Source organism: Paludifilum halophilum, assembly GCF_002245355.1.
Lineage (GTDB): Bacteria > Bacillota > Bacilli > Thermoactinomycetales > DSM-45169 > Paludifilum > Paludifilum halophilum.
On record NZ_NOWF01000001.1, the window covers coordinates 377,339 to 402,710 of the forward strand.

The following is a 25,372-nucleotide window of genomic DNA, read 5'->3' on the forward strand; positions in this document are numbered from 1 at the left end:
AAACATCGTTTGAACCCCGTTTCAACCTTTCCTCTTCGCAACTGGCCCTTTAGGATGAATCGCTCCCCACACTGCTTACAGCGGATTCTGACCAGATAGCGATGTTTTTCCACCCTGCTCCTCCTTTTCTATCAGAATCATTGTTCCTATTATCGACTGGGTTCCCCTTTTTTAGACGGAACTACCCTATAGCCTCGATTTATCGTATGATGGAATAGGATATCGAAAGGAAAGGTGGAATGTGCCGCCCCCTTACGGGTTGCGGTGCGCTTCAGATGAGTAAAATCGCAGTTTTAACTACCGGCGGCACCATTGCCATGGCAGAGGACGAACATACCGGCTCTGTCCGGCCGGCAGGGGCTGAGTCCCTCCGACCGGTTCTGCCGACAATCGCCCGCTATGCTGAAGTGGAGATGGAACACGTCGCCAATCTACCCAGCCCTCATATGACTCCTTCTGTCATGTACCGGATTAGCCTCCGGGTAGCCGAACTTCTCGACCGGGAAGATGTGGACGGAGTCGTCATTACCCACGGCACCGACACCCTGGAAGAGACGGCTTATTACCTGGATTTAGTCATAGCATCGGAAAAACCTGTTGTGATAACCGGAGCGATGCGCAGTCAGAACGAACTAGGGGCCGACGGTCCCCTCAATCTGGTTAACGCCGTTCGGACAGCGGCTTCTCCCCAGGCCCGGGGGAAGGGAACAATGGTTGTCTTTAACGACGAAATTCACGCCGCCCGGTGGGTGATTAAAACCCATACGAGTAACGTAGCTACCTTTCGTTCCCCTACCCACGGACCGATCGGAACACTGACCAAAAAGGAAGCCCTATTTCAACAAAGTTTCCCCCGGCAACACCACTTTCCTCACCGGGAACCGAAAGACCGTATCGACTTGGTCAAAGCGGCGGCAGGGACCGACGATCTGTTCATCCGTGCCTCCCTGGAAGCGGGATGCGGCGGTCTCGTCATCGAGTCCCTGGGTCAAGGAAATCTTCCGCCATCCATGCTTCCCGGTCTGAAAAAAGCTCTGGAACAAAACATTCCCATCGTGCTCGTCTCCCGGTGTTACAACGGTTTTGTAGAGGATACCTATGGCTATGAAGGCGGGGGTAAACAGCTAAAGGATTGGGGAGTTATCTTTTCCAACGGCCTCAACGGACAAAAAGCGCGCATTCAACTGATGGCCGCTCTGCACATCAGTCGGGATCCGGTAACATTGCAACAGTACTTCCATGAATTCCGCATATAAAAACGAAAAAACAGCCCCTCTACTCCGCAAAGAGAGAAAGAGGGGCTGTTTTTTCAAGGGAAAGCACCACTGTCACTCAGCCGGCGCCTTCATCGTCTTTTCGATGTGAGCGGCGATTTTTTCACCGTGAAACCGTCCATTCTCGATAAATATGGAGTTGGCATCCCGTCCTGCGGCAATTACCCCAGCGATGTACAAGCCAGGCACCTCTGTTTCCATCGTATCCGGATCGTGAACAGGGGCACCCGTCTCATCATTCAACGACACACCCAGTTGAGTCAGCCTGTTTGTATTGGGACGGTATCCGGTCATGGCAAAGACTGCGTCATTCTCCAGGGTAAAAGTTCGCCCTTCCTGTTCCAAAACCACGTGATCCTCCGCGATCTCCTTGACCTGAGTATTCCAGTACATATCGATCCATCCCTTTTGGATCGCGGATTCAATCACCGGTTTCACCCACGCTTTCACGCTCTTGGTAAAGGCCTCCCGCCGATAGGCCATCGATACCTCGGCCCCGGCGTTGTAAAGATCCATCGCCGCATCAACAGCGGAGTTCTTCCCGCCGATGACAAGAACTTTCAGTCCGTTATAGGGGTGGCCTTCCTTATAATAGTGATGAACCTTGTCCAGGTCTTCACCCGGTACATTCAACCGGTTGGGTGAATCGTAATAACCGGTGGCCAACACCAGACGACGGGTCTGATATCGCCTGTTCCCGTCCTTACGGCGAGTATCCACCGTGAATTCATCCCCGCTCCGATCCACCCGGGTCACCTCTTCATAAGTATGAACATTTAATTGATACGCCTGTACAACGGCCCGGTAATATTTTAACGCTTCGTGGCGCATCGGTTTTTCCCCGGATGTAACAAAAGGCAGTCCTCCAATCTCCAGGAGATCCGGAGTGCTGAAGAATTGCATCATCGTTGGAAAGTAATAGATCGAATTGACTACAGACCCTTTTTCAATCACGACAGGATTGAGTCCTCTTTTTTTCGCTTCGATGGCCGTAGAGAGTCCACAGGGACCCGCTCCGATAATGACGATATCTTCCATCTTTTTCAAAACCTCCTTTTTGCAATCAGGTCGACAGAAAACACCCCGGTACAAAGCGGGGTGTTTTCCGGCATGCCCCCTGTCTCTATTTATACCCAACCGCGGAACCGGGAAGCCTCCGCCATTTTACGCACACCCACCATATAGGCGGACAAACGCATATCCACTCTGCGGTTGCGGGCTGTCTGGTAGACATTATCAAAAGCTTTTACCATAATTTCTTCCAACTTTTGTTCCACTTCTTCTTCGGACCAATAATATCCCTGATTGTTTTGTACCCATTCGAAATAAGAAACCGTCACACCGCCGGCGCTGGCCAGTACATCGGGAACCAGCAGAATCCCCCGCTCAGACAAAATTCGGGTGGCATCCAGGGTGGTCGGTCCATTGGCCGCTTCCACGACAATATCCGCCTTGATCCGGTGAGCGTTGGCCGCCGTAATCTGGTTTTCCACTGCTGCCGGAACCAGAATATCGCAATCCAACTCAAGGAGATCCTGATTGGAGATCGTCTCTTTGAACAGATTGGTAACTGTCCCAAAGGAATCCCGCCGGTCCAGGAGATAGTCGATGTCGAGACCATCCTCATCGTAGAGAGCTCCGTAAGCGTCGGAGATGGCGATCACTTTGGCACCGACATCATTCATAAATTTGGCCAGAAAGCTGCCGGCGTTTCCGAATCCCTGGATAACGACCCGGGCATCCTCCAAGGATAGATCCCGCGTTTTGGCAGCCTCGCGGATCATGATCGTGACCCCTTTGGCTGTAGCGGTTTCCCGCCCTCGGGAGCCGCCCAACACCAAGGGTTTTCCCGTGATGAATCCCGGTGAATCAAATTCCCGGATTCGACTGTATTCATCCATCATCCAAGCCATAATCTGTGAGTTGGTAAATACGTCGGGAGCGGGGATATCTTTCGTCGGTCCGACGATCTGACTGATCGCTCGCACATAGCCCCGGGAGAGGCGCTCCAATTCCCGAAAGGACATCTGGCGAGGGTCGCAGACGATACCGCCTTTTCCTCCTCCATAAGGTAAATCGACGATCCCTGCCTTGAGACTCATCCAGATTGAAAGCGCCTTCACTTCGCTCTCTGTAACGCCCGGATGAAACCGGACTCCCCCTTTGGTGGGACCGACGGCGTCGTTATGCTGCGCCCGGTAACCGGTGAATACTCTCACCGAACCGTCATCCATCCGGATGGGAACCCGAACATGCATCATCCGCATCGGTTCTTTCAACAGCTCAAAAACGGGTTCGGGATACCCCAGTTTATCCAGGGCCTTCTTGATCACCGTCTGCGTCGAAACGAGGACGTCCAGGTTTTCCTTCATCTGTTTATCTCGACTCGAAGTATCGGACTTTTGTACCATCCCTGACCACCTCAAAAATAATAGTTCCCATGAATCCATTACCAAGTATACACCACTTGGCAAGAAGGTGAGAACACTATTTCCGACATTCGGTTCCTTCCCTCTTTCTGACTTTTTTCCTCCGGGGAAGCAACCGCTATAATGGAGTAAAATCCACTGTTTCAAGGAGGCATTCGATGGCCCATCACATCCTGTTTGTATATGCTCATCCCGATGACGAGACATTCAGCTGCGGCGGAACCATTGCCCGCTACGCGGAACGGCCCGACGTCCGCATCAGTTTATATTGCGCCACCCGAGGCGAAGCCGGCAGCCCAGGCACCCCGCCCCTGTGCCGCCAAGACGAACTCGGCGCTTTCAGAGCCCGGGAATTGGAATCCGCCGCCGGTATCCTGGGAATCGATCATGTGCTGATTCGGGACTACGGGGATAAGAAACTGAAGCGGATGCCCGAGGGGAGCCTCTCCGACGACATCGAAGGCGTGATTCACGCTTCAAAACCCGACGCCGTCATCACGTTTCCGCCCCACGGAATCTCCGGCCACCCGGATCACCAGGCAGTTCAGAAAGCCACCTTTCAAGCGATTCACCGGGTCGACCCCGATGCAAAGATCCGCTTCTATTACACCGTCATTCCGGAATCGACCGCCTCTTCCGCCTCGCCGGTTCATCGAACTCCTGACCATGAAGTAACGACCCGGATCGATGTCACCCCCTACCGGCAGACAATGATGGAGGCGCTTCAACAGCACCGAACCCAGCACGTATCCATCAAAAGAGTGTTTCCGGGGGTCCTGGCGGGAAAGTGGGAGCGACTCAGAACCACGGAATATTTTCAGGCGGTACGACCCGCCGATAGCATACCCCTAACCGAACTCCTGTAAATATAGAGAAACGACCGCGCCTTCACCGGCGCGATCGTTTCCTATCCATCGATCAGGAAAAATAATGGATGATTCGTCCGATAGCATCCTCATTCCAGATCGTTTTTCCGTATTCGGCCAAAACGTGCTCAGTCATGGTTGAAGGTTCGCCAAACTCGGTCAGAACAGCAATCCCTTGCTGAAGGGTATTCAACTCCATGTCCGTGTCGAGGACCAGGAAATAGCGATCCCGATAGGCGTAGACACGGCCGCCTGCACCGAGGAGATGGCGAACGGAAACAGCGGCTTGAACAAGATCTTCGAAATCATGGAACTGGAAGACGACTTGATCGCTCTCCTCCAAGGTTACTTCCAATTCATACATGTCATCGCCCTCCAACTCATCCAGATCGGCTGGATGAGGTGTACGGCCGCGAGTGACAACAACAACCATACCCTGTGCCGGAAGAGCGAATACTTCCACCGCGACGGGACCGGAGATCTCAAAGCCCAGCTCCCGATAAGCCTGATCCATCATATCGTTGAATAACTCATGGACCTTGGGAATATCCCGCCACATATCTTCTTTTTCGATTCCCCTTTCCATTAAATCGTCCAGGGATAGAAAAAAGCGAATCTTATCTCGGCTGAGTCGCTCGACACGCATGGTTTACCCTCCCTCGCTGGAGACCCGCACAATACAGCGTATGAGGGCACAAAACGATTCGTTACGCGGTCAGGTCTCCTTGTTCTCCTTTTTCCTGTCTTACATCCTGTGAAAACCATCATACACGATTAAACGGCGAATTGCATCCGTATTCTGTGACGAGCAACACTAAAGCCACTCGTGTGAAAGATAGCAAAGAAGCCTTGTGATTGAATGCGTTCTTGATCGGTCCGGGTCGGGTTCCACACTCCGTTTCGTTATTCTTACGAGCCAAAGGTATTCCGTATGGAGCCCTCCCTGCCCAAAGGGGGTTTTTCAACGCCTCCAGGCCTGTCTGATGATTCCATCGTTTGGTGTCAGCCCGTGGGTGGGCAGGCGTTTGCCCGCTCGCATTTTATAAAAAAGGAACCCTTGGCTTGTACGAGCCGGGATTCCCGTCGGTCGGTTATAGAAGCAGTGTTGGAGGGGGCACCCGGATTCGAACCGGGGATGAGGGATTTGCAGTCCCGTGCCTTACCGCTTGGCTATGCCCCCCGAGCGGGACCGTGCAGGGCGGCAGGAATCGTATCCGCACCGTCCCGCAGAAACGAAAAATGGCGGAGAGAGCGGGATTCGAACCCGCGCGGGGCAAGACGCCCCCTAACGGTTTAGCAAACCGTCCCCTTCGGCCTCTTGGGTATCTCTCCGCGTGATCACTATATGATTATGGCGGAGAGGGAGGGATTCGAACCCTCGAGACGGTGATTACCGCCTACACGATTTCCAATCGTGCTCCTTCGACCAGCTCGGACACCTCTCCAAAAGCAACACTTTAAATAATAGTATACACGGCATACCGATGTCAAGGTACAAACAGACACCTTTTTCCGCTTATTTTCCTTTAACGAAGTCCGCTGCGGAAGATTTCTTTGTGTTTCGCACGCCAGAGAAGGATTTCGCGAAGGATGAAAACAGACGTAAAAACCGCCGTATGAACCAATAGGACCTTTGCAAAAAAGCCGATACAAACCACAGTAAAAAGCACAGGGCAGACACAAGCCCACCGCCGCCTGTCCCGCCACCGACCGGGAAGGTCCAATCCCCTGGCCACCGACCGGATGGTCACCCGGGATAACAACAGACAGCTGAGGGCAAGAAGCCCGACAGAGGTCAGGTATTCCAGAGAAAAAACTTGCCACCAAACGGAGTTCCCTCGCCCTTCGATGCTCTCTGGAAATAAAGTCAGCGCGAAAGCTCCCAAACACCCGGCCGCGGCGGCCCAAATCCAAAGTTTGAGCAGCATGTTTTCCCTCCCGCTGCATATCGGTCTTTATCTATGTATATCCGAACCTATAGAAAGAATGAAGGGGAATATGCCGGAAAAAACGCTCACACCATCCTCCCCTTCCGGATCATCATTCCCATGACAAAATCCACGGTAAAATGACACGAGATCGCCGGTGCCAACACCCCTGTCACCTCTACCATTCCCCCTAACAGAAGGCTGACAGCGACCAGCATCGTCATCAGCATCCATTTTTTCCAATACCGGAAATGAATGGCCGCAAACAGGAGGGTTGCACCAACGACACCCAACCCATGTTGCAATGCTCCCCGAAAAAGGACTTCCTCCGCCACCGCCGCCAAAGCGGATATTCCGAAAATATGAGGGAGGGACAATCTGTTGAACAGAAGACGGTTGATCCCGCCGTCATCCAACCATTCTGCCGGAACCACCCGGCTCAGCAACCATTCGACACCCACCACCGCCAAACCGACTCCCACCCCCAACCACCACCCATGCCATGGTCCGAAACCGAACAGGTCGATTTGAAGGCGTCCCTGCATCCAGAGCAACCCGAAGCCCAGCACGAGCAGAATCCCTTGAGTCAAGTAGAGATTCCACAACAACAGGCGTTGATCCCACTCCGGTGAATTTCCGTCGGCCCGACTCTCTCCGCTTTCCGCCTTGAACCCCTTTTGGTCTTCCATCTTCAGCCTCCTCTACAAGCAGGCGACACCGCCTGTGGTTCAACCGGTTTTCACTTGCAAATCTCAAACACTCGTTCTAAAATGAGGTTTGATATCAAGGTTATGAGGATTGGACCCTATGGAGAGGAGAAAGATTTATGCGCACCTGGGTGGATAAAGATACTTGCATCGCTTGCGGTGCATGCGGAGCCGCCGCTCCAGACGTATACGACTATGACGAAGATGGAATCGCCTTTGTACTCCTGGATGACAATACAGGAACCGCAACCGTCCCGGAAGAGTTTCATGACGATGTCCTCGATGCCCGGGACGGCTGTCCGACCGATTCCATCAAAGTTGAAGAATAGAGCAAAAGCTGCTCCTCGAGAGCAGCTTTTTTAGTTCCGGCCGGAGGATAAATCCCCCTCTTCCAGATAGAGACTGACCTCCGCCAAACCGCCGTCTACGTTGACGACCCTTTGAAATCCCTGTCCGTAGAGCAGATGAACAGCATGGACACTGCGCACTCCATGAGCGCATAGGACATATAAATTTTTTTCCCGGCTCAGACGGCCCAGTTCGAAAGGAAGTCTTTGCAAAGGAATCAATAATGCCTCTTTCAGGTGATAAACCTGCCATTCCTCTTCCTCCCGAACATCCAACACGAGAGCATCGTTCAACTGTCCTTCCCGATATTTTTTTGCAAATGCCTCCGCACGGATGCGGTCATTCTCTTCTTCATTCATGATAACGGATCCACCTTGTCCGCATTGCAGAAAGGACCCTTCCTCCTTTCTCCATCTCGTCTTCATCCATTCTTCGTTGATATTGTATCACGCCAAACTCTGCGGACCCACCCTTCGAAAAACTTCCATAATTGATTCCGCGGACAAAAGCGAATACAATGTTGGGTAGAATCAGCCCCGTCGGGGTGGATACATACCGAAAATCAAGGAGGTTCCTGCCATGGCCCAAAACGAGCTGGTCGTCGACGCATTCATCGAGATTCCCACCGGCAGTCAAAACAAGTACGAATATGACAAAGAGGAAGGCGTTTTCCGGCTGGACCGGGTTCTCTACTCCCCGATGCACTATCCGACAGAGTACGGTTATCTGGACAAAACCCTGGCGGAGGACGGTGATCCTCTGGACATTCTCGTCTTGACCACCTTCCCCACCTTCCCCGGTTGCGTCATTCAGTCCCGTGTCATCGGAGTCCTGCTGATGGCGGATGACAAGGGTCAGGACGAAAAGCTGCTGGGGGTTCCCGTAGATGATCCCCGCTGGGACGGAGTCCACAGCCTGAATGACATTCCCTCCCACACATTGAGAGAAATCGAACACTTCTTCCAGGTGTATAAAGACCTGGAGAACAAGGAAACCCGTATCGAAGGATGGAAAGATGCCGATGTGGCGGCAAACCTTTACGAAGACTGCATCAAACGCCATCAACAAAAAGGATAAGCGCAAAACAAAAAGGGCAGCGGAACCGGCAAAAGCTCCGCTGCCCTTTTTTGTTCCAGTCCAGGCGGCGTCACAACGCACCGGAATCCTCCGGGTGCAGCAACCCCAACTGCCGCGACAGTTCATAGTGAAGGGTGTGGGTTCCGTCGGTAAATCGGAGGTGAACTTTCCTTCCGGGGGTCGCTCCCTGAAGCATTTCAATGCGGATCACTTCCCCGCGCCCCCACTTATTGTGCCGAAGGACGGTTCCATGGGTTAAACCCTCTTCTCGAAAGCGCAGATGAGGCTGGTCTGAAGACGGGCGACCCGCCGCCGCTGCCGGCGGTGACATGGAAACGGCTTCCTTTTCTCGGGCCGACTCTTGCCGGCCATGATCATAACCGATTTCCCGCAGGAAAGGAGACGGGCCGACCCGTCGCCCCTGTCGGGTCTGGCTGATAGAGAGAACCAACTCCCGGCGGGCTCGGGTCATTCCCACATACAGAAGCCTTCGCTCCTCTTCCCAGGCGGCATTTTTTCGCTGTTCCGGTACCTGCAGACTCCGCCGATGAGGGAGTACCATGGCGTGAAGACCGATCAGAAACACACGATCAAACTCCAGCCCCTTCGCCCTGTGAAACGTCATCAACCGTACCTGGGGGCGGGACCGCTGTTCCCGAACCACTCGTTCCACCTCTTGGGCATGGGCCAACAAAGCCGGTCCGTCAGCGTATGATGCGGCGGCGACAGATAATTCCTCCACCGGTTCTCTGAGTGCGGAACCATCGATTCCCAGATCTTCGGAACAGGCGGTCAAGAAACGATCATAGCCGATCTGATGCCGGATCCGGTCCACCGCCTCCCGGGCCGATATCCCTCGGAGGGATTCCACGTCCTGCGCCAACCGGCTCAAGTATTTTCGCTTATAGGGTTCGAAGTTCTTCATCCTCGGGAGAACCTTCAGAAGCGGATCATTACCCTTCCGAGAAAGCATCCATGCTTCATCCAGCCAGTCTTCACCGAACAGATATCTTTTCGGCTTATTGATGATACGGACCAGAGAATCCAGATCGTCGGGATCCTCCGCCAATTTTAAATAAGCCAAGACATCCATCACCTGCCAGCGGCGATAAAAGGAAGCGTCTCCGGGGGCGACTGAAAAAGGGATCTTTTCCCGAACCAGGACGTCGATGACGGCACGGGCCTGGGTGGACGTCCGGTAAAGAACCGCTGTTTCCATTCCGTCCCGGAGGGCTGACCGGATTTGCTCCGCTTCCTCCTCTTCATCCCCCGGCTCCATCCACTGCGGATCCGGTCCTCGCCGGTCGGTCCCCGACAGTTGTTTATCCCGACGATGGCGATTGTTCCGGATTAATCGCTGACCGAGGCGGATGACTTCCTCCGTTGACCGGTAATTGGTGGAGAGAATCACCCGTCGACATCCGGGAAAGCGCTCCTCCAACCCGAGAAGATACCCCGGATCGCTTCCCCGGAAGCCATAGATCGACTGATCGTCATCCCCCACGGCAAACAACGCCCCTTCTTCAGGAAGAAGCAGTCGAAGAGATTCAAACTGAACGCGATTGATATCCTGAAACTCATCCACTAATATATGTAAAAAACGATTCCGTTGCGGATGGGAAGTCGACAGACGGCGAAGGCGGGCCCAAAAGGCGAGCAAAATATCGTCATAATCCCAACTTTCCCGTTCCTGCTTGGCCTTCTCATACTCCTGAAACACCCGGCGAAAAGCGATATTTTTCTCCTTTTTCACCTTCATGTATTCCGGCAGAATACCGTTTCCCTTACAGTACCCGATTTGCCCCAGGGTACTGGTCACCGCTTCCTCATCCGCAGGGCGGTCCAAGGCCTCAAGTCGTCGACGAATCAGCTGGTGCTGCTCAAATTCTTTCAACAGGGGAGGAAGCTTCAAGCCTTGTCCGGCCAACAGACGGAGGAAGATGGAATGAAATGTTCCGATCGTCAAACCGGTCATGCTTTCCCCTAACTCCCGCACCAGCCGATTCTCCATCTCCCCGGCCGCCGCCCGGGTAAACGTGACCACCATCATCTTCTCCTTGGGAATCCCTTGCCCGATTAAGTACTGTACGCGACGGGTCAACACGGTTGTCTTTCCGCTTCCGGGTCCGGCATAGACCGCCACCGAACCTCCGGCCGCCGTAACGGCTTCCCGTTGGCTCGGATTGAGACCGGCCGCCGGATCCCGGACACCGGTTATATGCATGAAACCTCCCCTCTCTACCTATCGATCTTTTCATGGTATCACACCCCATCGGATCACGAACAAGATCTTTCACTCGACTTCCCCTGTTGACACCCCTACTTTACCGTGTTAGAGTAATCTACAACCTTTTCATAATGCTGATCGACAAAGAAGGAGCCAAGTCACGAGAAGGATCCCCAGAGAGCCGGGTCCGCTGCAAACCGGCGTTCCGACCGTGGCGGAGCACTCCTGAGTCATCCGGTTGAACCCTCTCGGAAGTAGGCCGGATCGGTGATCCGTTATCTCCAGGGTCGTCCGGATGGATGGACCCGTTGAGGTCCCGGACTGCGAAGCCGGGATGAATAAGGGTGGCAACGCGAGCCCTTCGCCCCTTACCTGCCGATGCGGCAGGTATGCGGCGAAGGGCTTTTTTCATGGACCCCAAAGGAGGAAAGAAACCATGTTGCAGGACAAATTCCGTCTTCAAATCCCCGGGCCGACTCCCGTCCCCCCGCGGGTACAGCAAGCGATGGCCCAACCCATGATCGGCCACCGCGACCCGGATTGTTCCCGTCTGGTACAAGAGTGCAGCCGACGTCTACAACCGGTGCTTGGCGCCCGGGAACCGGTACTCCCACTGACCAGCAGCGGCACTTCCGCGTTGGAAGCGGCGGTGGTCAACACGGTCTCCCCCGGTGAGGAAGCCGCCGTCGTCGTTACCGGAGCCTTCGGTGACCGGTTCGCCAAAATCCTGAAACGGTATCAGGTCCAACTCCACCGTTTGGATCTGCCCTGGGGGGAAGCCTGCCCCCCGGAAACACTCGCTTCCTTCTTAAAAGAACATCCCGGGGTGAAAGCTGTCTTTCTCACCTATTGTGAAACCTCCACCGGCGTTTTAAATCCGGTGGAAGAATTGGCCGCGACAGTGCGTCAACTCACCGACGCCCTTGTCATAGTCGACGGTGTCAGTTGCGTCGGTGCCGTTCCCGCAAAAGCGGAAGCCTGGGGCATCGATATTTTAGTTACGGGTTCGCAGAAAGCCCTGATGTTACCCGCCGGTCTCTCCTTTGCCGCCGTCAGCGAGAGAGCCTGGCAAGTGATTGAAAAAAATCCACAGCCCCGTTTTTACCTCGATTTTCAAGCTTATCGCAATCATTTGGAAAAAGATACGACGCCGTTTACACCAGCGGTTTCCCTCTTGTTCGGTCTTCGGGAAGTGCTCGACATGATCGAGGAAGAAGGTTTGGAAAAAGTTTTTCAACGCCACCGGCTGATGATGAAAATGACCCGGGAAGGAATCAAAGCCATGGGCCTTTCTCCCTTGACTTCTGACGAAGCCGCTTCACCGACGGTCACCGCCGTACAGGGAGGAAAAAGCTGGTCACCGGAGGACTTGCGGAAGGAACTGCGCCGCTTGGGTATCCGCTTGGCCGGCGGACAGCAACATTTGAAGGGAAAGATTTTCCGAATCGGTCACATGGGCTATCACGATCCCCTGGATATCCTGGCCGCTCTCTCCGCCATCGAGATCGCAGGGGTGCGAATTGGCGCTCCTGTGGATTCGGGAGCCGGAATCAAAGCCGCAGAGGAGGAATGGATCCAATGTACCGAGTTTTAATTACCGACCCGCTCAGCCATCACGGTATTGAACAATTGATTCGGGCCGAAGATGTAGAAGTGATTCAAAAAACCAGTCTGTCTCCCGAAGAATTGCTGGAGGAAATCCAGTATGCCGATGCCCTTCTCGTCCGCAGTCAAACCAAAGTGACAGCGGAAGTCATCGCCGCGGGAAAAAAACTGAAAGCGATCGGACGGGCCGGTGTCGGCGTTGATAATATCGACATCCCCGCCGCCACCAGCCGCGGAATCATCGTAGTCAACGCCCCGGACGGAAATACCGTCTCCACCGCTGAACACACATTTGCCATGCTGATTTCACTGGCTCGCAATATTCCCCAAGGCTATCACTCCACGATTCAAGGGGAGTGGAAGCGAAAAGCGTTCGTCGGTGTGGAATTGAACCGCAAAATCCTGGGTATCATCGGTCTGGGACGGATTGGGACCGAATTGGCCAAGCGAGCCAAAGCCTTTCACATGGACGTCCTTGCCTTTGATCCCTATTTGACCGAAGAACACGCCCGAAAAATCGGCATCACCCAAGCTTCCCTGGATGAAGTGATCGTCCGGGCGGATTTTATCACCGTCCACACACCCTTGACCAAAGAGACCCGCCATTTGCTCAGCACGGAAGCTTTTGCAAAAATGAAGCCCGGCGTGCGAATCATCAACTGCGCCCGAGGCGGTATCATTGACGAAGAAGCCCTCGCTGAGGCGATTCGAAACCAAAAAGTAGCCGGTGCCGCCCTTGACGTCTTTGAAACGGAGCCGCCGGGAGAACATCCCTTGTTCGCCTTGCCTCAGGTGATCGCTACACCCCACCTGGGCGCCTCCACCCGGGAAGCCCAGGAAAACGTGGCCATCGATGTTTCCGCAGAAGTGCTTCACATCCTGCGGGAAGAACCTTTCAAAAACGCAGTCAATCTCCCTTCCATTCCGGCTGAGCTTCAGGAAAAACTGCGTCCCTACCAAAACCTGGCCGAGAAATTGGGCCATTTTGCCGTCCAAACGGTAAAGGGAGCCCTTGACGAAGTGACTGTGACTTACTCCGGGGAACTGTCAGAGGTGGATACCGCTCCTTTGACCCGGATCATCCTGAAGGGGACCCTTTCCCATTACCTTTCCGATGTGAACGACGTTAATGCCCCGTATCTGGCCAAGGAGCGAAACATACGGGTGACAGAGCAAAAGATGTCCAGAAGCCACGGCTTCACCCATCTGATCACAGTGAAGATCCGGACCGACAGCTCCGACACCAGTGTTTCCGGAACGCTGTTAAACGGGTTGGGACCCCGCATCATCAAAATCGGGGAATATTCCGTCGATGTTCAACCCTTTGGTCATCAACTGCTCATCCGCCATAACGATCGTCCGGGAGCGATCGGACGGGTGGGGACCATCCTCGGGGACCATCGTGTCAATATTGCCACCATGCAGGTGGGACGGCGGGATGTCGGAGGCCGTGCCATTATGATGCTGGGTGTGGATAAAGCGGTCCCTGAGGAGCTCGTGAATGCCCTTGAACAGATGGAGGAAATCGATGCAGTGACGCCCATCGACTTGTAATACTCAAGCGGCACCGATCCGTAATCGGTGCCGCTTGTTGGATAACGAGTGTTTACGGACCTCCTCCTGTTCCTGAATACACGAAGTTTAAACAGGAGCGGTGTAAGGTATAAATAGGAGGGCCGTTTCATCGCGGGAAAACGACATGACAACCCATGGAGAAAAAGGAGGCAACGCACCATGGCAGACTTAAATGGAAAAATAGCCATCGTTACCGGAGCGAGTAAAGGGGTCGGTGCCGCCGTCACCCGCCGGTTTGTCGAAGGAGGGGCCAAAGTAGTGGCCGGTGCCCGCAGCCGGGATCGACTGGAGACTCTGTCCCGTGAGTATCCGGACCAGATTCTTCCTGTCACTTGCGACATCACCCAACACGATCAGGTGAAACGACTGATCGATACAGGAATGAACGCTTTCGGCCGGCTCGATATCCTGGTTAACAACGCCGGGGTGGGCCGCTTCGGCAAGGTTCAGGAACTGACAGAAGAAGATTGGGACGAGATGATGGACATCAACTTGAAAGGAGTCTTCCTCACCTGTAAACATGCGATCCCGCACCTGGTGGAGCAAAAAGGACATATCGTCAACGTCTCCAGTGTCGCCGGAACCGTCGCCTTTCCCGGCGGAGGCGGATACTGCGCCTCCAAATTCGGGTTGATGGCACTTTCCGATGTTCTCACCCAGGAATTGAAGAAGAACGAAGTCAAAGTCAACACTATCTGTCCCGGTTCGATCCAGACAGAGTTTTCCGATGATCCGAAATCCTACGCCTTGACAGCCGAACAAGTGGCGGAGACCATTTGGACCATGGTCACCGCTCCGGCAGGGGTCATCTACAACCAAGTAATTATGCGCCCGCAAGTTCCCCCGGAATTTCAAAAGTAAACCCCGAATGCGAAAAAACGATGGTTTACCCGAATCACGGTGGTAAACCATCGTTTTTTGGTTTCAGGGGCGATCCATAGACCCGCTAGGTTACTAGAAGACTGGTGATTGAGCACGTCCTTGGTGGGTTGGGGTGGGGTTCCACACGGAGTGCCTTTGGCTCGTCAGAACGAAACGGAGTGAGTACAAAGGTCACTACGATGGAAATCGGCGCCCAGCTACTTTTGGCGATTTACAGGCACACGTCCTCGTCAGTTCTGCTCCTCCGGTGTCGGTGCCTCCACAGGAAGCTGAACCGAAAAGAGAGTCCCTTCCCCCAGGCGGCTCTTTACAGAAACCGTCCCTTGATGGGCGTCGATAATATACTTGACAATGGCCAATCCCAGTCCGGTCCCTGCCGGCCCCCGTTTTCGGGCTTTATCCGCTTTATAAAAGCGCTCAAAGATAAAGGGCAGATCCTCCTCGGGGATTCCCGACCCCGTATCCCGAACATTTAATTGCACGGAACCTTCGTTGGCGTCGGCGGCCAAGGTGACCGTTCCTCCTGCCGGGGTATGGCGGAGAGCGTTATCTACCAAATTGGTCAAAACTTGCTCCACCTTATCTTCGTCCCAGAAAGCGGATATCTTTTCTTCGGGAAATTCCCCTTCCAATTGAATTTGCCGCTCCTTGGCAATCGCCTGGAATTTGCGCTGCACTCTGTGGATCAAATCGGTCACATTTACCCAGGAACGTTCCAACCGGATATGGCCGGCTTCCATCCGGGCCAAATCGAGGAGCTCCCGCACCAAACGACCCATCCGAAGGGATTCGTCGTGAATCACTCTGGCGATTTCCTGTTGCTCATCCGGTGTCTGGGCGATTCCGTCCAACAAAGCTTCACTATAACCCTGAAGCATGGATAAAGGCGTTCGCAACTCATGGGAGACATTGGCGACAAAATCCTTACGCAGTTTATCCAAACGACGCTCATCGGTCACATCCCTGAGCACCGCCACCGCTCCCCGCACCTGTTCCCGAGCGTACAGAGGAGCCATCACCACAGCCCAGGTGCGCCCGTGGACGGAAATGTCGCTGAAGTGCTCCCGCTCATCCTTCACGACCTGCTGAAAAACCTCATCCAAAAGCGGGGGCAAATCTTCTCGGACCGGTTTATCATTCGAGGCGTCATGGTCGTGCCACTCCGCCAATAACCGCTCCGCCGGCGGATTGGTGACAATCACCTGACCCTGGGCGTTCATGGTGATCACTCCGTCCACCATGCTCCGCAAAATACTGCTCAGTTGTTCCTTTTCCTGGGAAAGAGCCCGAATCGACCCTTCCAGTTGTGCGGCCATTCGGTTGAAAGAGACGGAAAGGTCGCCAATCTCATCCCGCTCATGGGAGCGAACCGGCACCCTGGCGGAGAAATTCCCCTTCGCCATCCGCTCCGCCGCCTTTTTCATCTGGATCAAGGGCTGGGTGATCCGGGTCGAAAGAAAGAAAGCGAAAATGGTCGTCAAAAAAATCCCGATGAGGGCGGAAAAAAAGATCAGCTTCTTGATTTCACCTTCGGAAAGCTGCTCCTGGGTGCGGTAAAGCACCACAGCTCCTTTCACTTCACCGTTTTTTTGTTGGAGGGGGTAAGCCACCATCATGATTTCATCTTTAAAAAGAGGAAAGGAAGAACCCTCTTCCCCCACCATCACCCGGGTACGGAGTTCTTGCTCCTTCCCTTCGAATACCCGGTCGATCTCCGTCTGTTCCAGGATATCCTGCCAGGGGATATCCGGAACATTGGGAGAAACGCCGATGGGTTCCACGGAACCGTCGGGACCGAGCACGATCATATAGGTATCATATAGATCCGCCACTTCCAGGATGGAGTGCAGATAGTCCGAACGCCCCTGTAAATCGGGAGATTCCAGTGTATGATCCACATGTTCGGCCAGCTGCTTCAAATTTTTCATCTCCGCCTGGTAGTAGGTATCCATGATCCGCTCCGTGAGGAACAGACTGAGCACTAACAGAACCATGGTAACCAGGCCGATAATCGTCAACCACAGCTTGCCGACGACACTGCGCCAAATCACTCTTTCGGCACCTCAAGTTTATATCCGACACCCCAAACCGTATGAATCATAGCGGCCGCCGCCGGAGAAGCCCGGTTCAACTTCTCCCGCAACCGCTTGATGTGTGTGTCCACCGTCCGCAGATCTCCAAAAAACTCATAGTTCCACACGTCCCGGAGCAATGCCTCCCGGGTAAACACTTTATCCGGTGAGGAGGCCAGGTAGTAAAGCAGTTCGTACTCCTTGGGAGTCAGGGCAACCTCTACCCCTCCCGCACGTACCTCATGGGCATCATGATCGATCGTCAGTTCCGGAAACACGAGTACGTTATGCGTCTCAGTCTCCGTGGACAGAAACGCGGTGGCAGAGGATCTCCGCAGGACCGCCTTGACCCGGTGGACCAGTTCACGGGGACTGAAGGGCTTGACGACGTAATCATCCGTCCCCGCTTCAAACCCTTCCACCCGGTTGGCTTCTTCTCCCCGGGCCGTCAACATGATGATCGGCGTCGCCTTCTTTCTGCGAAGCTCCCGGCAAATATCCAACCCGTCCGTTCCAGGCAGCATCAGATCCAGCAAAATCAAATCATAATCCGTCTCCATCGATTTCGCCAGTGCGGACTCTCCGTCTTCCGCTTCATCGATTTTATAACCTTCCCGTTCCAGGTACATGCGCAATAAGCGGCGGATGCGATCCTCGTCATCTACAACCAGAATGTGTTCCTGTTTACCCACCTGATTCACCTCTGCTTCACAAACCGAAAATTCGTTCCTTCTGTCTTATTCCTATCATATCATATCCCTTGCCACTTCACTCAAGCATAGGAATGCAGGCCCGCCAGCACGAGGTTAATCGCAATCAGGTTGAGCATGATAATCACAAAACCGCCTACGGCCATCCAGGAAGACTTCAACCCGTGCCATCCGCGGGACAGACGCAGGTGCAGATAAGCACTGTAGAATAACCAAGTGATCAAGGCCCAAACTTCTTTCGGATCCCAACCCCAAAAACGCCCCCAAGCCTCATGGGCCCAGATCATCGCAAAAATGAGCGCACCCAGAGTAAAGACGGGATATCCGATAGCGATTGCCCGGTAGCTGATCTCATCCATCAGTTCCATGTCCATATTTTTCACCATCGGGACCATGGATTCATAAATCCGCTTGCGGAGAATCAAACGAAGGAGTCCGTACAGTACAAGACCGGAAAAAACCGACCACAAAACGGTATTCAGTTTGTTGGCCGCTTTTTCTCCTTCCATCCAAGCCGGCGCGTCAAACAGGGGTCGCTCCATTCCCAAAAACGGTTGCACCTGTATCGCTTCGCCTCCAGAAGGTCCGACGATGGGGGGCATGGAGTACTCCTGAACCACTTCTTGCTCGTCGACGGTATGCTTGAAAGAGGCGTGATAATCCAACCCGCTGAAGGTGAAGGACAAAACTACAAAGGCGACCACCATCAGAATCACAGCCATCACCACTTCCAAATACGCTGCGGTCCGGCTGTTAGGATGGGAATCCGCCCAGCGGATCAAGTAGATGAGACCCGCAACGAACCCCACGGCGAGGGCCCCTTCTCCCAAAGCGGCGGTTGTTACGTGAATGCCCAACCAATGGCTTTGCAGAGCGGGAATTAACGGCTTGACCTCCCGGGGAAACACAGAAGCGTAAGCCAACATAATCACCGCCAGAGGCATGACAAACGCCCCTAAAGCCACCGTCCGATAAATCGAGAAAATGACGATAAAGGCGGCTACGATGGCGAAACAGAGAAATGCCGTGAACTCAAACATATTACTGGTGGGAAAGTGTCCGCTGAGAAAGATTCGGGTCACCGTAAATACCACATGCAAAACGGCCCCAATCATAGCGAAGATGAGCCCGCGCCGTCCCCAGCGGACGACATGGGCCTCCTTCTCCTCCTCGGTTCCCTTACCCGTCATCGCCGCTACAAAAGTAACCCCGGCGATGAGATACAGGAAAAATGTAGCCAGTAAGGAGTATTCCATCAATTGTTCCATGAGAGATCCCCCTAACGTTTTTCAGGAGAAAACGAGAACGGCAGATCCGCCGCGGCCGTGGCTTGTTCCAGCTCCCGCCGCAGTCCGAACCAGTTTTTGTTCGTATGCGCTCCCAGGTAGAGAGTACCTTCCTTCCAGCGGATCCATACCCGACGGTGATACCAGAAAAGGCCGATCGACAGGCCGACCATAAAGATGCCGAGACCGAGGAAGATGATCGGAAGACTCTTGTCGATCCGTACCATTAGCCCGGACATATTAACGGTCTTCAACTTTTCCAGCTCCATCTTATACCGGTTGTCCCGGTGCAGATCATCCAGGTCGGTTCCGGCGATCATCCAGGATTTCTCCGCCTTTTCTTCCTCCGGAGAGGTCACTTTAAAGATGAAAGCGGGCCGATTAGGCACTTCCGACTTTGTTGTCGGCCGATTGCCATCCATCACGAAATCGGGAAAGTAGTCCATGATCTGGACTTCTACTCCATCCTTCACCTCATAGTTCATCTCGGGATCGTAAAGATCGATCCAAAAGCTCCCCAATTTTTCATCCGTCTCTTTATCCTTGACGGACAGGCGGATCGCTTCCGTCTGGTTGGGTTGAAAGTCCGCCTGGTACAGGAGCAGATCTTTATATTTCAACGGTTCGTTCACCAGAATAGGACCGCTTTCGACCCGCTCCAATTGATCGGTTTCCGGATCTTTTTCATAAAGAACCACCTGGGTTTCATACTTTTTGACAATCGGCTGGTCCTTGCTCGCCTGTTGTCGATTCTCTTTTTCATCATATAATTCCGCAATGGCTTTTTCATTCTTTACATAGTAGTTCAGCTCGGGGAGCTTTTTGGTCTCCCCTTCCCTGACATAAACCGCCTCATCCAGATGCCACCCCGGAATCAGGCGCATCAGGGTTCCCAGGAGGAAGATGATCAATCCGATATGATTGATATAGGGGCCCCAACGGCTGAACCGACCTTTTTCCGCCAGAATCGAATCCCCTTCCCGGCGGATGTTGTACCGTTTTTTGGAGAGGCTTTCCGCCAACCGATCCAGGAGGGGATCTTTTTCCTCCTCGGATACTTGCAGAGTCCGGCTGGCCCGCTGTCGAGTGATAAAAGCAGTATTCTTGGTCACCTTCTGTCTTCTCAGCGCCTGATACAAGGGAACCACGCGATCCAGACTGCAGATGACCAATGAAATCCCGATCATGGCCAAAAGCGAGATATACCACCAGGAGGAATACATATCCGACAGACCCAATTGGTAATAAAGGTCGCCCCAAAACCCGTATTCCTGGGCATAATAAACATCGGGCCTTCCGCTGGGGATCTGTCCCTCCTGGGGAAAAACCGTTCCCAGAATGGAAGCCAAAAGCGTGATTACAATCAGGTAAATAGCCACTTTGACCGAAGAGAAAAAATTCCATACCCGGTCCAAAACCGTTCTTTTCTGTGTCTGAGACCGGCGCGCCTTTCCCTCATACCGCATTTCCAGCGGCCGGTCCGTGTTTTCTTCTTCTTGAAGCGGTTTACCGCAGTACTCGCATAAAATCGTACCAACGGGGTTATTATGGCCACATCCGCATTTTGTATTTTTCAATCGGTTCACCCCCGTTTCGGCAAAAGGGTGCGGGATTCAAAGATGCCGAAGCAAAATGTTAGTTTTCCTATTTATTATAACGTCCCGCAAAACCCCGGGTAAAAGTTCGCTATGAAGATTATTTGAAAAGATAGGGGCTTTGCCGCGGGAAAACAGCAAGGCCTAAAATCCCAAAAGCACCTTCAAACGCCGAACTTCCGGGGGGCGAAGCTCCCGGAAAGTACCTCTTCCCAACCCCTCCAAAGTCAAAAAAGCGATCCGAGTACGAACAAGCTTACGAACTGGATGACCCACTTTTTCACACATACGACGGATTTGTCGGTTTTTCCCTTCATGAATCACCAGCTCCAACACCGTGTTGTTTCCCCGGGAGCGAATCTTTCGCACCCGGGCCGGCGCCGTCCAGCCATCCTTCAATTTTACACCCCGCTCCAAACGGCGGAGGGTTTCCGCATCCGGCTTTCCACGAACCGTGGCCCGGTAATACTTGTCCACTTCATGACTTGGGTGGGCCAACCGGTTGGCCGTCTTCCCGTCGTTAGTGAGAAGCAAAAGGCCTTCCGTATCGTAGTCCAGGCGTCCCACGGGATAAACCCGCTCTGGGACTCCTTGAAGATAATCGGTGATCACCGGACGCCCTTGGGGATCGGACAGGCTCGTAATCACGCCCTCAGGTTTGTAAAAGAGGATGTAACGCTTTTCTTCCAGATGGATCGGCCGATCCTCCACTTCGACAGCGTCCACCTCCGGATCCACCCTCACCCCCAACTCCGTCACCGTCCGTCCATTGACGCGGACCTTGCCGGCCCGGATCAGTTCTTCACTTTTTCGCCGCGAGGCCACCCCCGCTTGAGCCATCACTTTCTGTAATCGTTCCATTTTGTCACCTCATTTGTCATCTTATCCATCTCTCTCCTTCTTCACAAGGCAGAGCATGTCCATGTCACAAAAACAACACGGAATCAGCCTTTTTTAAAAGCAATCCCCGCAAAAAAAGCGACACCTCCATGTGTCGCCTTCGTTACAATGGATTGTCAACTAGGACATGTCTGGTAAATCATCGAAAGCAGTTGGGCGCGATTTCCAGCATAGCGGCCTTTACACCCAAAGGGCACAATTCTCGTCAAGATCGCTCCGCTCTCGGGTCTCGCTATGCACCTAAAGGGCACAAGTGCGGGTATTGATTATCAAACACACCCTAGGCGAAAACAGGCGGCTATCCGCCGAATACCGCATTTACAATGAACCATGCCGCCAACACACCCGCCAGATCCGCTGTCAGTCCCACTTTCACTGCGTACAGGGAACGCCGGATACCGACAGCCCCGAAATAGACCGTCAACACATACAATGTGGTGTCCGTACTCCCTTGCATCGTCGCTGCCAGTCGACCGAGAAATGAATCCGGACCGTGCGTGCGAAAAATACTTTCAGTAAAAGCCAGCGCCCCTGTTCCGGAAATCGGCCGAAGCAGTCCCAGCGGGAGCACTTCCATCGGAAACCGGATCAGAGAAAGAGCCGGTTTCAGCAAATCCAAATAAAATTGAAGCGCACCGGTCTCGCGAAAGATGGATACCGCCACCATCATACCGACCAGATGCGGAATCAGCTGAATCGCTGTCGGGAATCCCTCCTTCGCTCCTTCCACAAAACTTTCGTATACCGGTACCCTTCGAAAAAAGAGGGCATATAGAGGGATAAAAGCGAGTAGGGCCGGTATCAACATTTTGGACAGAAAAGAGATCGCCTCAAACATGCTTTCACCCACTCTTTCGACCGGTTAACCTCTGTTTTCCTGTCTTCTCCGATACCACCGGTCCAGGGCCACCGCCACCAGAGTGGAACAGCCTGTAGCGAAAACGGCAGTACCGATAATCTCCGTCGGCTGGGCGGATCCGTGCTCCATTCGCAGCCCGATCACCGTGGTTGGAATCAGCGTCAAGCTGGAAGTGTTGAGAGCGAGCAGAGTACACATCGCCGGGCTCGCTGTCTTGGAATTCGGGTTCAATTTTTGCAGTTCCTCCATCGCTTTCAACCCCATCGGGGTAGCCGCATTACCCAAGCCAAAAAAATTGGCACTCATGTTGGACAAGATATAACCCATAGCCGGGTGATCCGAGGGAACGCCGGGAAAAAGAAAACGAGCGACAGGGCGGAGGAGTCGGGACAACTTTTCCAACAACCCGGCATCCCGGGCCATATTCATCATCCCCAGCCAGAAGACGAGAATGCTGATCAAACCGATACAGACCGCCACCCCCTCTTTGGCTCCTTTTAAAGCGGCCTGTGTCACCACATCCATTTCACCCTGTACAGCGGCGGCCACCACCCCGCTGATGATCATAAACAGCCAGATATAGTTGACCACCGCCTCACCCTCCTCTTCCCAATACACGGGCTAAAACGGACCACCAATCAGTAAAAACCGTATCTTCCGCTTGAGTGGTTTTCGTCACCAAGGGAACCGAACCGATCGGTTCTTCGTCCAGGTAAACCCTCGCTGTTCCCACCCGCATTCCTTCCCGGTCGACCCGGGACAAAGGATAGGTAATCACAGGCACCACCTTGATCCGGTCCTGTTCTTGATCGGTCAACGGGTAGGAAAATCCGGAAGAGGCGACAACCCTCCACTCCTCCTTCCTTCGTGGACCATCCGCCGGAACATCTGCCATTGTTTCCCCCTTGCGAATCACTTCCAGCGCTTGAAACCGCTGAAAGCCGTATTCCAGCAGATGCATCGAATCGTCCCAATCGTCGGGAGCGTTCAATGTAACGGTAGCCAGTTGCCGTCCGTCCCGGGTGGCGGAAGAGATCAAGGTCCGCTTGGATCGTTTGGTATAACCCGTTTTCACTCCGTCTGCCCCGGGATAAAGACGGAGCATCTTATTTTTGTTGTACCATTTGCGATGCCAATCTTCACCGGGCCAGGGAACTGTCTTTACCGGCGTACTCACGATCTGGCGAAATTTCGGATTCTTGAGGGCATAGGCCGTCAACCGAGCCATGTCGGAGGCGGTGGAATAATGATGGGGGGCATCCAATCCGTGAGGATTTTCAAAGTGAGTTCCCTGTAAACCCAAATAGCGTGCCTTTTCATTCATCATATAGACGAACCCTTCCAGAGAACCACCGATATGCTCCGCAATGGCCACAGCCGCATCATTGCCGGACCGGAGCATGAGGCCATAGAGCAGATGCTCCAGGGAAATCCGTTCTCCCTGTTTGAGATAGATGGACGAACCTTCCACCCCCACCGCTCCGGGACCGACCTTTACTTTTTGATCCAAATCCCCCTCCTCGATGGCCACGATCGCTGTCATCACCTTCGTCAGACTAGCGATCCGCATCCTTTTATCCGCCTCTTTTTGATACAGGATCCGACCGGAGGGAACATCGATCACTGCTGCGGCACGGGCGCTGACCTCCGGCACAGAGATCTCCTGCGCTTGCCCCCGATTCGGAATGCTGAACCCGGGTATCACGAGAATGATTGACAAAAAGAGCGTGATCCACCGCATCGCTTCTCCACCTTACGGCTTGTTTTACCCTCATTTATATGCCGCAGGGACAAGGTTATGAAAGCACATGAAAAAACACCGCCCCTCTTCGGAAACGGTGTCCTTCCCGTACAGATTCCTGTTCGATCCGGTCTGTTCACATCAAATATCCGTTTTCGGTTCGCTGAAACGCTCCTTTTTCTTCGGCTCGGCCATTTTTTGCAGCTTTTCAATCAAGCCTGGAGCGAGATCGAGAATGCGATCATAAAGGTTCTGAGAACCCTCCACGTTCAACATGCGAATACCCTTTTCACTGACCACCAGGAATCCGACGGGGGTGACGGATACCCCGGCACCACTCCCGCCTCCGAAAGGCATCTTGCCGCCTTCTTCATCATCTTTACTCCCGCAGCGATCCCGTTCTGATCCGGAATCTTTCTGACCGCTGAATTCACTGCCCCCGGCGGCGAAGCCAAATCCGACCCGGGAAATGGGGAGGATGACACTCCCGTCCGGAGATTCTACGGGTTCTCCGATAATGGTATTGACATCCACCATCTCTTTGATGTTTTCCATCGCTGTCGTCATTAAGCCTTGGATAGGGTGTTCTGCCATTTCCCTTCACTCCCTTTCCTGCGCATTCGGGTGAATAAACGTATAACAGCAAGGATAGCATACCCGATGCGGAAACGTATTATACAATCCAGATCCGTGTGTAGAAGTTTCTCGTTAAACCGGGGTTCTACATCGATATCGGGAGACCGGTCCCAACGAATATGAGACCCGGCTACACCGATAAAAGAAGATTTAATCCCCCAGACCAATCCGGTGACCACCCCGGTTTCCGCCGCATCCCCCGTTCCGATTTCCGTATACCAAGTGAAACGCTCACAGACGATACGACTCAAAAATCGGCGTATCACCCCGGTCAAGTAAACAATATTTTCACGCAGGAACGCCCACTGTTTTCGCGCCCTCTTCACAGCGGCCCAGTTGATCCGGTCACGAAGGGTTTTTCCTTTATCCCGAGCATTGGTATCCATCTTTTCCCGGACATTCAAACCTTTTCGTGAAATATCTTCCATCGGAACCCGGTAGCGAAAACGGATCAGTCCCCACAGCCAGAGAAAACGAAGAGTCAACTGATCATCTTCACCGCTGCGCCGATAGGCTACATGGATCCACAACGAGGTGAACGGAAAAAGAAGCAAAACGGCGGCGAGTAACGACAGACCGATCACCCATCCCATGCTATCCCCCCCCATCGCTTACCAATATCAGGTATTATAAACACAAACCCTTCTGTTCATAC

General features: G+C 53.5%; 25 protein-coding genes and 3 tRNA genes. 7 read left to right on the forward strand and 21 right to left on the reverse strand.

The genetic code is table 11. The features are described from left to right. The first annotated feature begins 275 nt into the window (after nt 1–275). Nucleotides 276–1,256 (forward strand): asparaginase, encoded by a 981-nt coding sequence (locus tag CHM34_RS01720; protein ID WP_094263077.1) that lies wholly within the window; start codon nt 276–278, stop codon nt 1,254–1,256. Nucleotides 1,257–1,328: 72 nt separating this feature from the next. On the opposite strand, the gene CHM34_RS01725 is transcribed toward CHM34_RS01720, so the two are convergent. Both CHM34_RS01725 and CHM34_RS01730 read right to left on the reverse strand, forming a co-directional pair. Beyond that, entirely contained in the window at nt 1,329–2,312 is a 984-nt protein-coding gene (locus tag CHM34_RS01725) for a YpdA family putative bacillithiol disulfide reductase (RefSeq protein ID WP_094262842.1), read from the reverse strand. Nucleotides 2,313–2,401: 89 nt separating this feature from the next. Further along, nucleotides 2,402–3,685 (reverse strand): Glu/Leu/Phe/Val family dehydrogenase, encoded by a 1,284-nt coding sequence (locus tag CHM34_RS01730; protein ID WP_094262843.1) that lies wholly within the window; start codon nt 3,683–3,685, stop codon nt 2,402–2,404. A 176-nt stretch (nt 3,686–3,861) separates the two neighbouring features. On the opposite strand from CHM34_RS01730, the gene CHM34_RS01735 reads away from it, so the two are divergent. After that, complete coding sequence (locus CHM34_RS01735; RefSeq protein ID WP_094262844.1) at nt 3,862–4,569, forward strand: PIG-L deacetylase family protein; 708 nt, start codon at nt 3,862–3,864, stop codon at nt 4,567–4,569. A gap of 52 nt (nt 4,570–4,621) precedes the next feature. Here CHM34_RS01735 and CHM34_RS01740 read toward each other — a convergent pair whose 3' ends face one another. The 6 genes from CHM34_RS01740 to CHM34_RS01765 form a co-directional block, all read right to left on the reverse strand. Then, the gene (locus tag CHM34_RS01740; protein WP_094262845.1) at nt 4,622–5,215 is read right to left on the reverse strand and encodes a genetic competence negative regulator; all 594 of its coding nucleotides are present in this window, start codon (nt 5,213–5,215) and stop codon (nt 4,622–4,624) included. 460 nt (nt 5,216–5,675) lie between these two features. Continuing rightward, nucleotides 5,676–5,749, reverse strand: a tRNA-Cys gene (locus CHM34_RS01745). A gap of 60 nt (nt 5,750–5,809) precedes the next feature. Further along, nucleotides 5,810–5,901: transfer RNA gene (locus CHM34_RS01750), tRNA-Ser, on the reverse strand. 20 nt (nt 5,902–5,921) lie between these two features. Beyond that, a tRNA-Ser gene (locus CHM34_RS01755) sits at nt 5,922–6,014 on the reverse strand. A gap of 81 nt (nt 6,015–6,095) precedes the next feature. After that, a complete protein-coding gene (locus CHM34_RS01760) occupies nt 6,096–6,497 on the reverse strand; it encodes a hypothetical protein (RefSeq protein ID WP_094262846.1) in 402 nt (133 codons plus the stop codon). Nucleotides 6,498–6,583: 86 nt separating this feature from the next. Next, nucleotides 6,584–7,186 carry a CPBP family intramembrane glutamic endopeptidase gene (locus CHM34_RS01765; RefSeq protein WP_094262847.1) on the reverse strand — a complete coding sequence of 201 codons (603 nt, stop codon included), beginning with the start codon at nt 7,184–7,186 and terminating at the stop codon, nt 6,584–6,586. A gap of 137 nt (nt 7,187–7,323) precedes the next feature. Here CHM34_RS01765 and CHM34_RS01770 point away from each other — a divergent pair, with 137 nt between their 5' ends. Next, complete coding sequence (locus tag CHM34_RS01770) at nt 7,324–7,533, forward strand: ferredoxin (RefSeq protein ID WP_094262848.1); 210 nt, start codon at nt 7,324–7,326, stop codon at nt 7,531–7,533. Between the two features lie 30 nt (nt 7,534–7,563). Here the strand turns inward: CHM34_RS01770 and CHM34_RS01775 are convergent, their stop codons facing one another. After that, nucleotides 7,564–7,911 carry a rhodanese-like domain-containing protein gene (locus CHM34_RS01775; protein ID WP_094262849.1) on the reverse strand — a complete coding sequence of 116 codons (348 nt, stop codon included), beginning with the start codon at nt 7,909–7,911 and terminating at the stop codon, nt 7,564–7,566. 220 nt (nt 7,912–8,131) lie between these two features. On the opposite strand from CHM34_RS01775, the gene CHM34_RS01780 reads away from it, so the two are divergent. Further along, nucleotides 8,132–8,629, forward strand: coding sequence for an inorganic diphosphatase (locus CHM34_RS01780; protein WP_094262850.1), 498 nt, complete (start codon nt 8,132–8,134; stop codon nt 8,627–8,629). A gap of 70 nt (nt 8,630–8,699) precedes the next feature. On the opposite strand, the gene CHM34_RS01785 is transcribed toward CHM34_RS01780, so the two are convergent. Continuing rightward, nucleotides 8,700–10,853 (reverse strand): ATP-dependent helicase, encoded by a 2,154-nt coding sequence (locus CHM34_RS01785; RefSeq protein WP_094262851.1) that lies wholly within the window; start codon nt 10,851–10,853, stop codon nt 8,700–8,702. A 118-nt stretch (nt 10,854–10,971) separates the two neighbouring features. Beyond that, nucleotides 10,972–11,319 carry a hypothetical protein gene (locus CHM34_RS18905; RefSeq protein WP_141201610.1) on the reverse strand — a complete coding sequence of 116 codons (348 nt, stop codon included), beginning with the start codon at nt 11,317–11,319 and terminating at the stop codon, nt 10,972–10,974. Here CHM34_RS18905 and CHM34_RS01790 point away from each other — a divergent pair. From CHM34_RS01790 to CHM34_RS01800, 3 genes are all read left to right on the forward strand, one after another. Further along, nucleotides 11,293–12,450 (forward strand): pyridoxal-phosphate-dependent aminotransferase family protein, encoded by a 1,158-nt coding sequence (locus CHM34_RS01790; RefSeq protein WP_094262852.1) that lies wholly within the window; start codon nt 11,293–11,295, stop codon nt 12,448–12,450. The two genes, CHM34_RS18905 and CHM34_RS01790, sit on opposite strands and share 27 nt — an antisense overlap. After that, on the forward strand, nt 12,435–14,015 hold the full coding sequence (serA, locus tag CHM34_RS01795) for a phosphoglycerate dehydrogenase (RefSeq protein WP_094262853.1): 1,581 nt from the start codon (nt 12,435–12,437) through the stop codon (nt 14,013–14,015). Before CHM34_RS01790 ends, serA begins: the two co-directional genes overlap by 16 nt. 180 nt (nt 14,016–14,195) lie before the next feature. Continuing rightward, entirely contained in the window at nt 14,196–14,897 is a 702-nt protein-coding gene (locus tag CHM34_RS01800; RefSeq protein WP_094262854.1) for an SDR family oxidoreductase, read from the forward strand. A 251-nt stretch (nt 14,898–15,148) separates the two neighbouring features. On the opposite strand, the gene CHM34_RS01805 is transcribed toward CHM34_RS01800, so the two are convergent. The 10 genes from CHM34_RS01805 to CHM34_RS01850 form a co-directional block, all read right to left on the reverse strand. Continuing rightward, nucleotides 15,149–16,969: an ATP-binding protein gene (locus tag CHM34_RS01805; RefSeq protein WP_240511811.1), complete on the reverse strand. Its 1,821-nt coding sequence runs from the start codon at nt 16,967–16,969 to the stop codon at nt 15,149–15,151. Continuing rightward, entirely contained in the window at nt 16,966–17,691 is a 726-nt protein-coding gene (locus tag CHM34_RS01810; RefSeq protein WP_094262855.1) for a response regulator, read from the reverse strand. The genes CHM34_RS01805 and CHM34_RS01810 overlap by 4 nt, the downstream gene beginning before the upstream one ends. A gap of 71 nt (nt 17,692–17,762) precedes the next feature. After that, complete coding sequence (gene ccsB / locus CHM34_RS01815) at nt 17,763–18,968, reverse strand: c-type cytochrome biogenesis protein CcsB (RefSeq protein WP_094262856.1); 1,206 nt, start codon at nt 18,966–18,968, stop codon at nt 17,763–17,765. A gap of 11 nt (nt 18,969–18,979) precedes the next feature. After that, on the reverse strand, nt 18,980–20,563 hold the full coding sequence (locus CHM34_RS01820) for a cytochrome c biogenesis protein ResB (protein ID WP_094262857.1): 1,584 nt from the start codon (nt 20,561–20,563) through the stop codon (nt 18,980–18,982). Between the two features lie 162 nt (nt 20,564–20,725). Further along, nucleotides 20,726–21,442 carry a pseudouridine synthase gene (locus CHM34_RS01825; RefSeq protein WP_094262858.1) on the reverse strand — a complete coding sequence of 239 codons (717 nt, stop codon included), beginning with the start codon at nt 21,440–21,442 and terminating at the stop codon, nt 20,726–20,728. Between the two features lie 337 nt (nt 21,443–21,779). Beyond that, the gene (locus tag CHM34_RS01830; RefSeq protein ID WP_094262859.1) at nt 21,780–22,319 is read right to left on the reverse strand and encodes a spore maturation protein; all 540 of its coding nucleotides are present in this window, start codon (nt 22,317–22,319) and stop codon (nt 21,780–21,782) included. Between the two features lie 24 nt (nt 22,320–22,343). Next, nucleotides 22,344–22,931, reverse strand: a complete 588-nt coding sequence (locus CHM34_RS01835) for a nucleoside recognition domain-containing protein (RefSeq protein ID WP_094262860.1) — start codon at nt 22,929–22,931, stop codon at nt 22,344–22,346. A 4-nt stretch (nt 22,932–22,935) separates the two neighbouring features. After that, entirely contained in the window at nt 22,936–24,081 is a 1,146-nt protein-coding gene (locus CHM34_RS01840; RefSeq protein WP_094262861.1) for a D-alanyl-D-alanine carboxypeptidase family protein, read from the reverse strand. A 141-nt stretch (nt 24,082–24,222) separates the two neighbouring features. Further along, on the reverse strand, nt 24,223–24,675 hold the full coding sequence (ytfJ, locus tag CHM34_RS01845) for a GerW family sporulation protein (protein WP_094262862.1): 453 nt from the start codon (nt 24,673–24,675) through the stop codon (nt 24,223–24,225). Further along, nucleotides 24,648–25,310 carry a DUF2953 domain-containing protein gene (locus CHM34_RS01850; protein ID WP_169713534.1) on the reverse strand — a complete coding sequence of 221 codons (663 nt, stop codon included), beginning with the start codon at nt 25,308–25,310 and terminating at the stop codon, nt 24,648–24,650. Before CHM34_RS01850 ends, ytfJ begins: the two co-directional genes overlap by 28 nt. Nucleotides 25,311–25,372 lie beyond the last annotated feature (62 nt).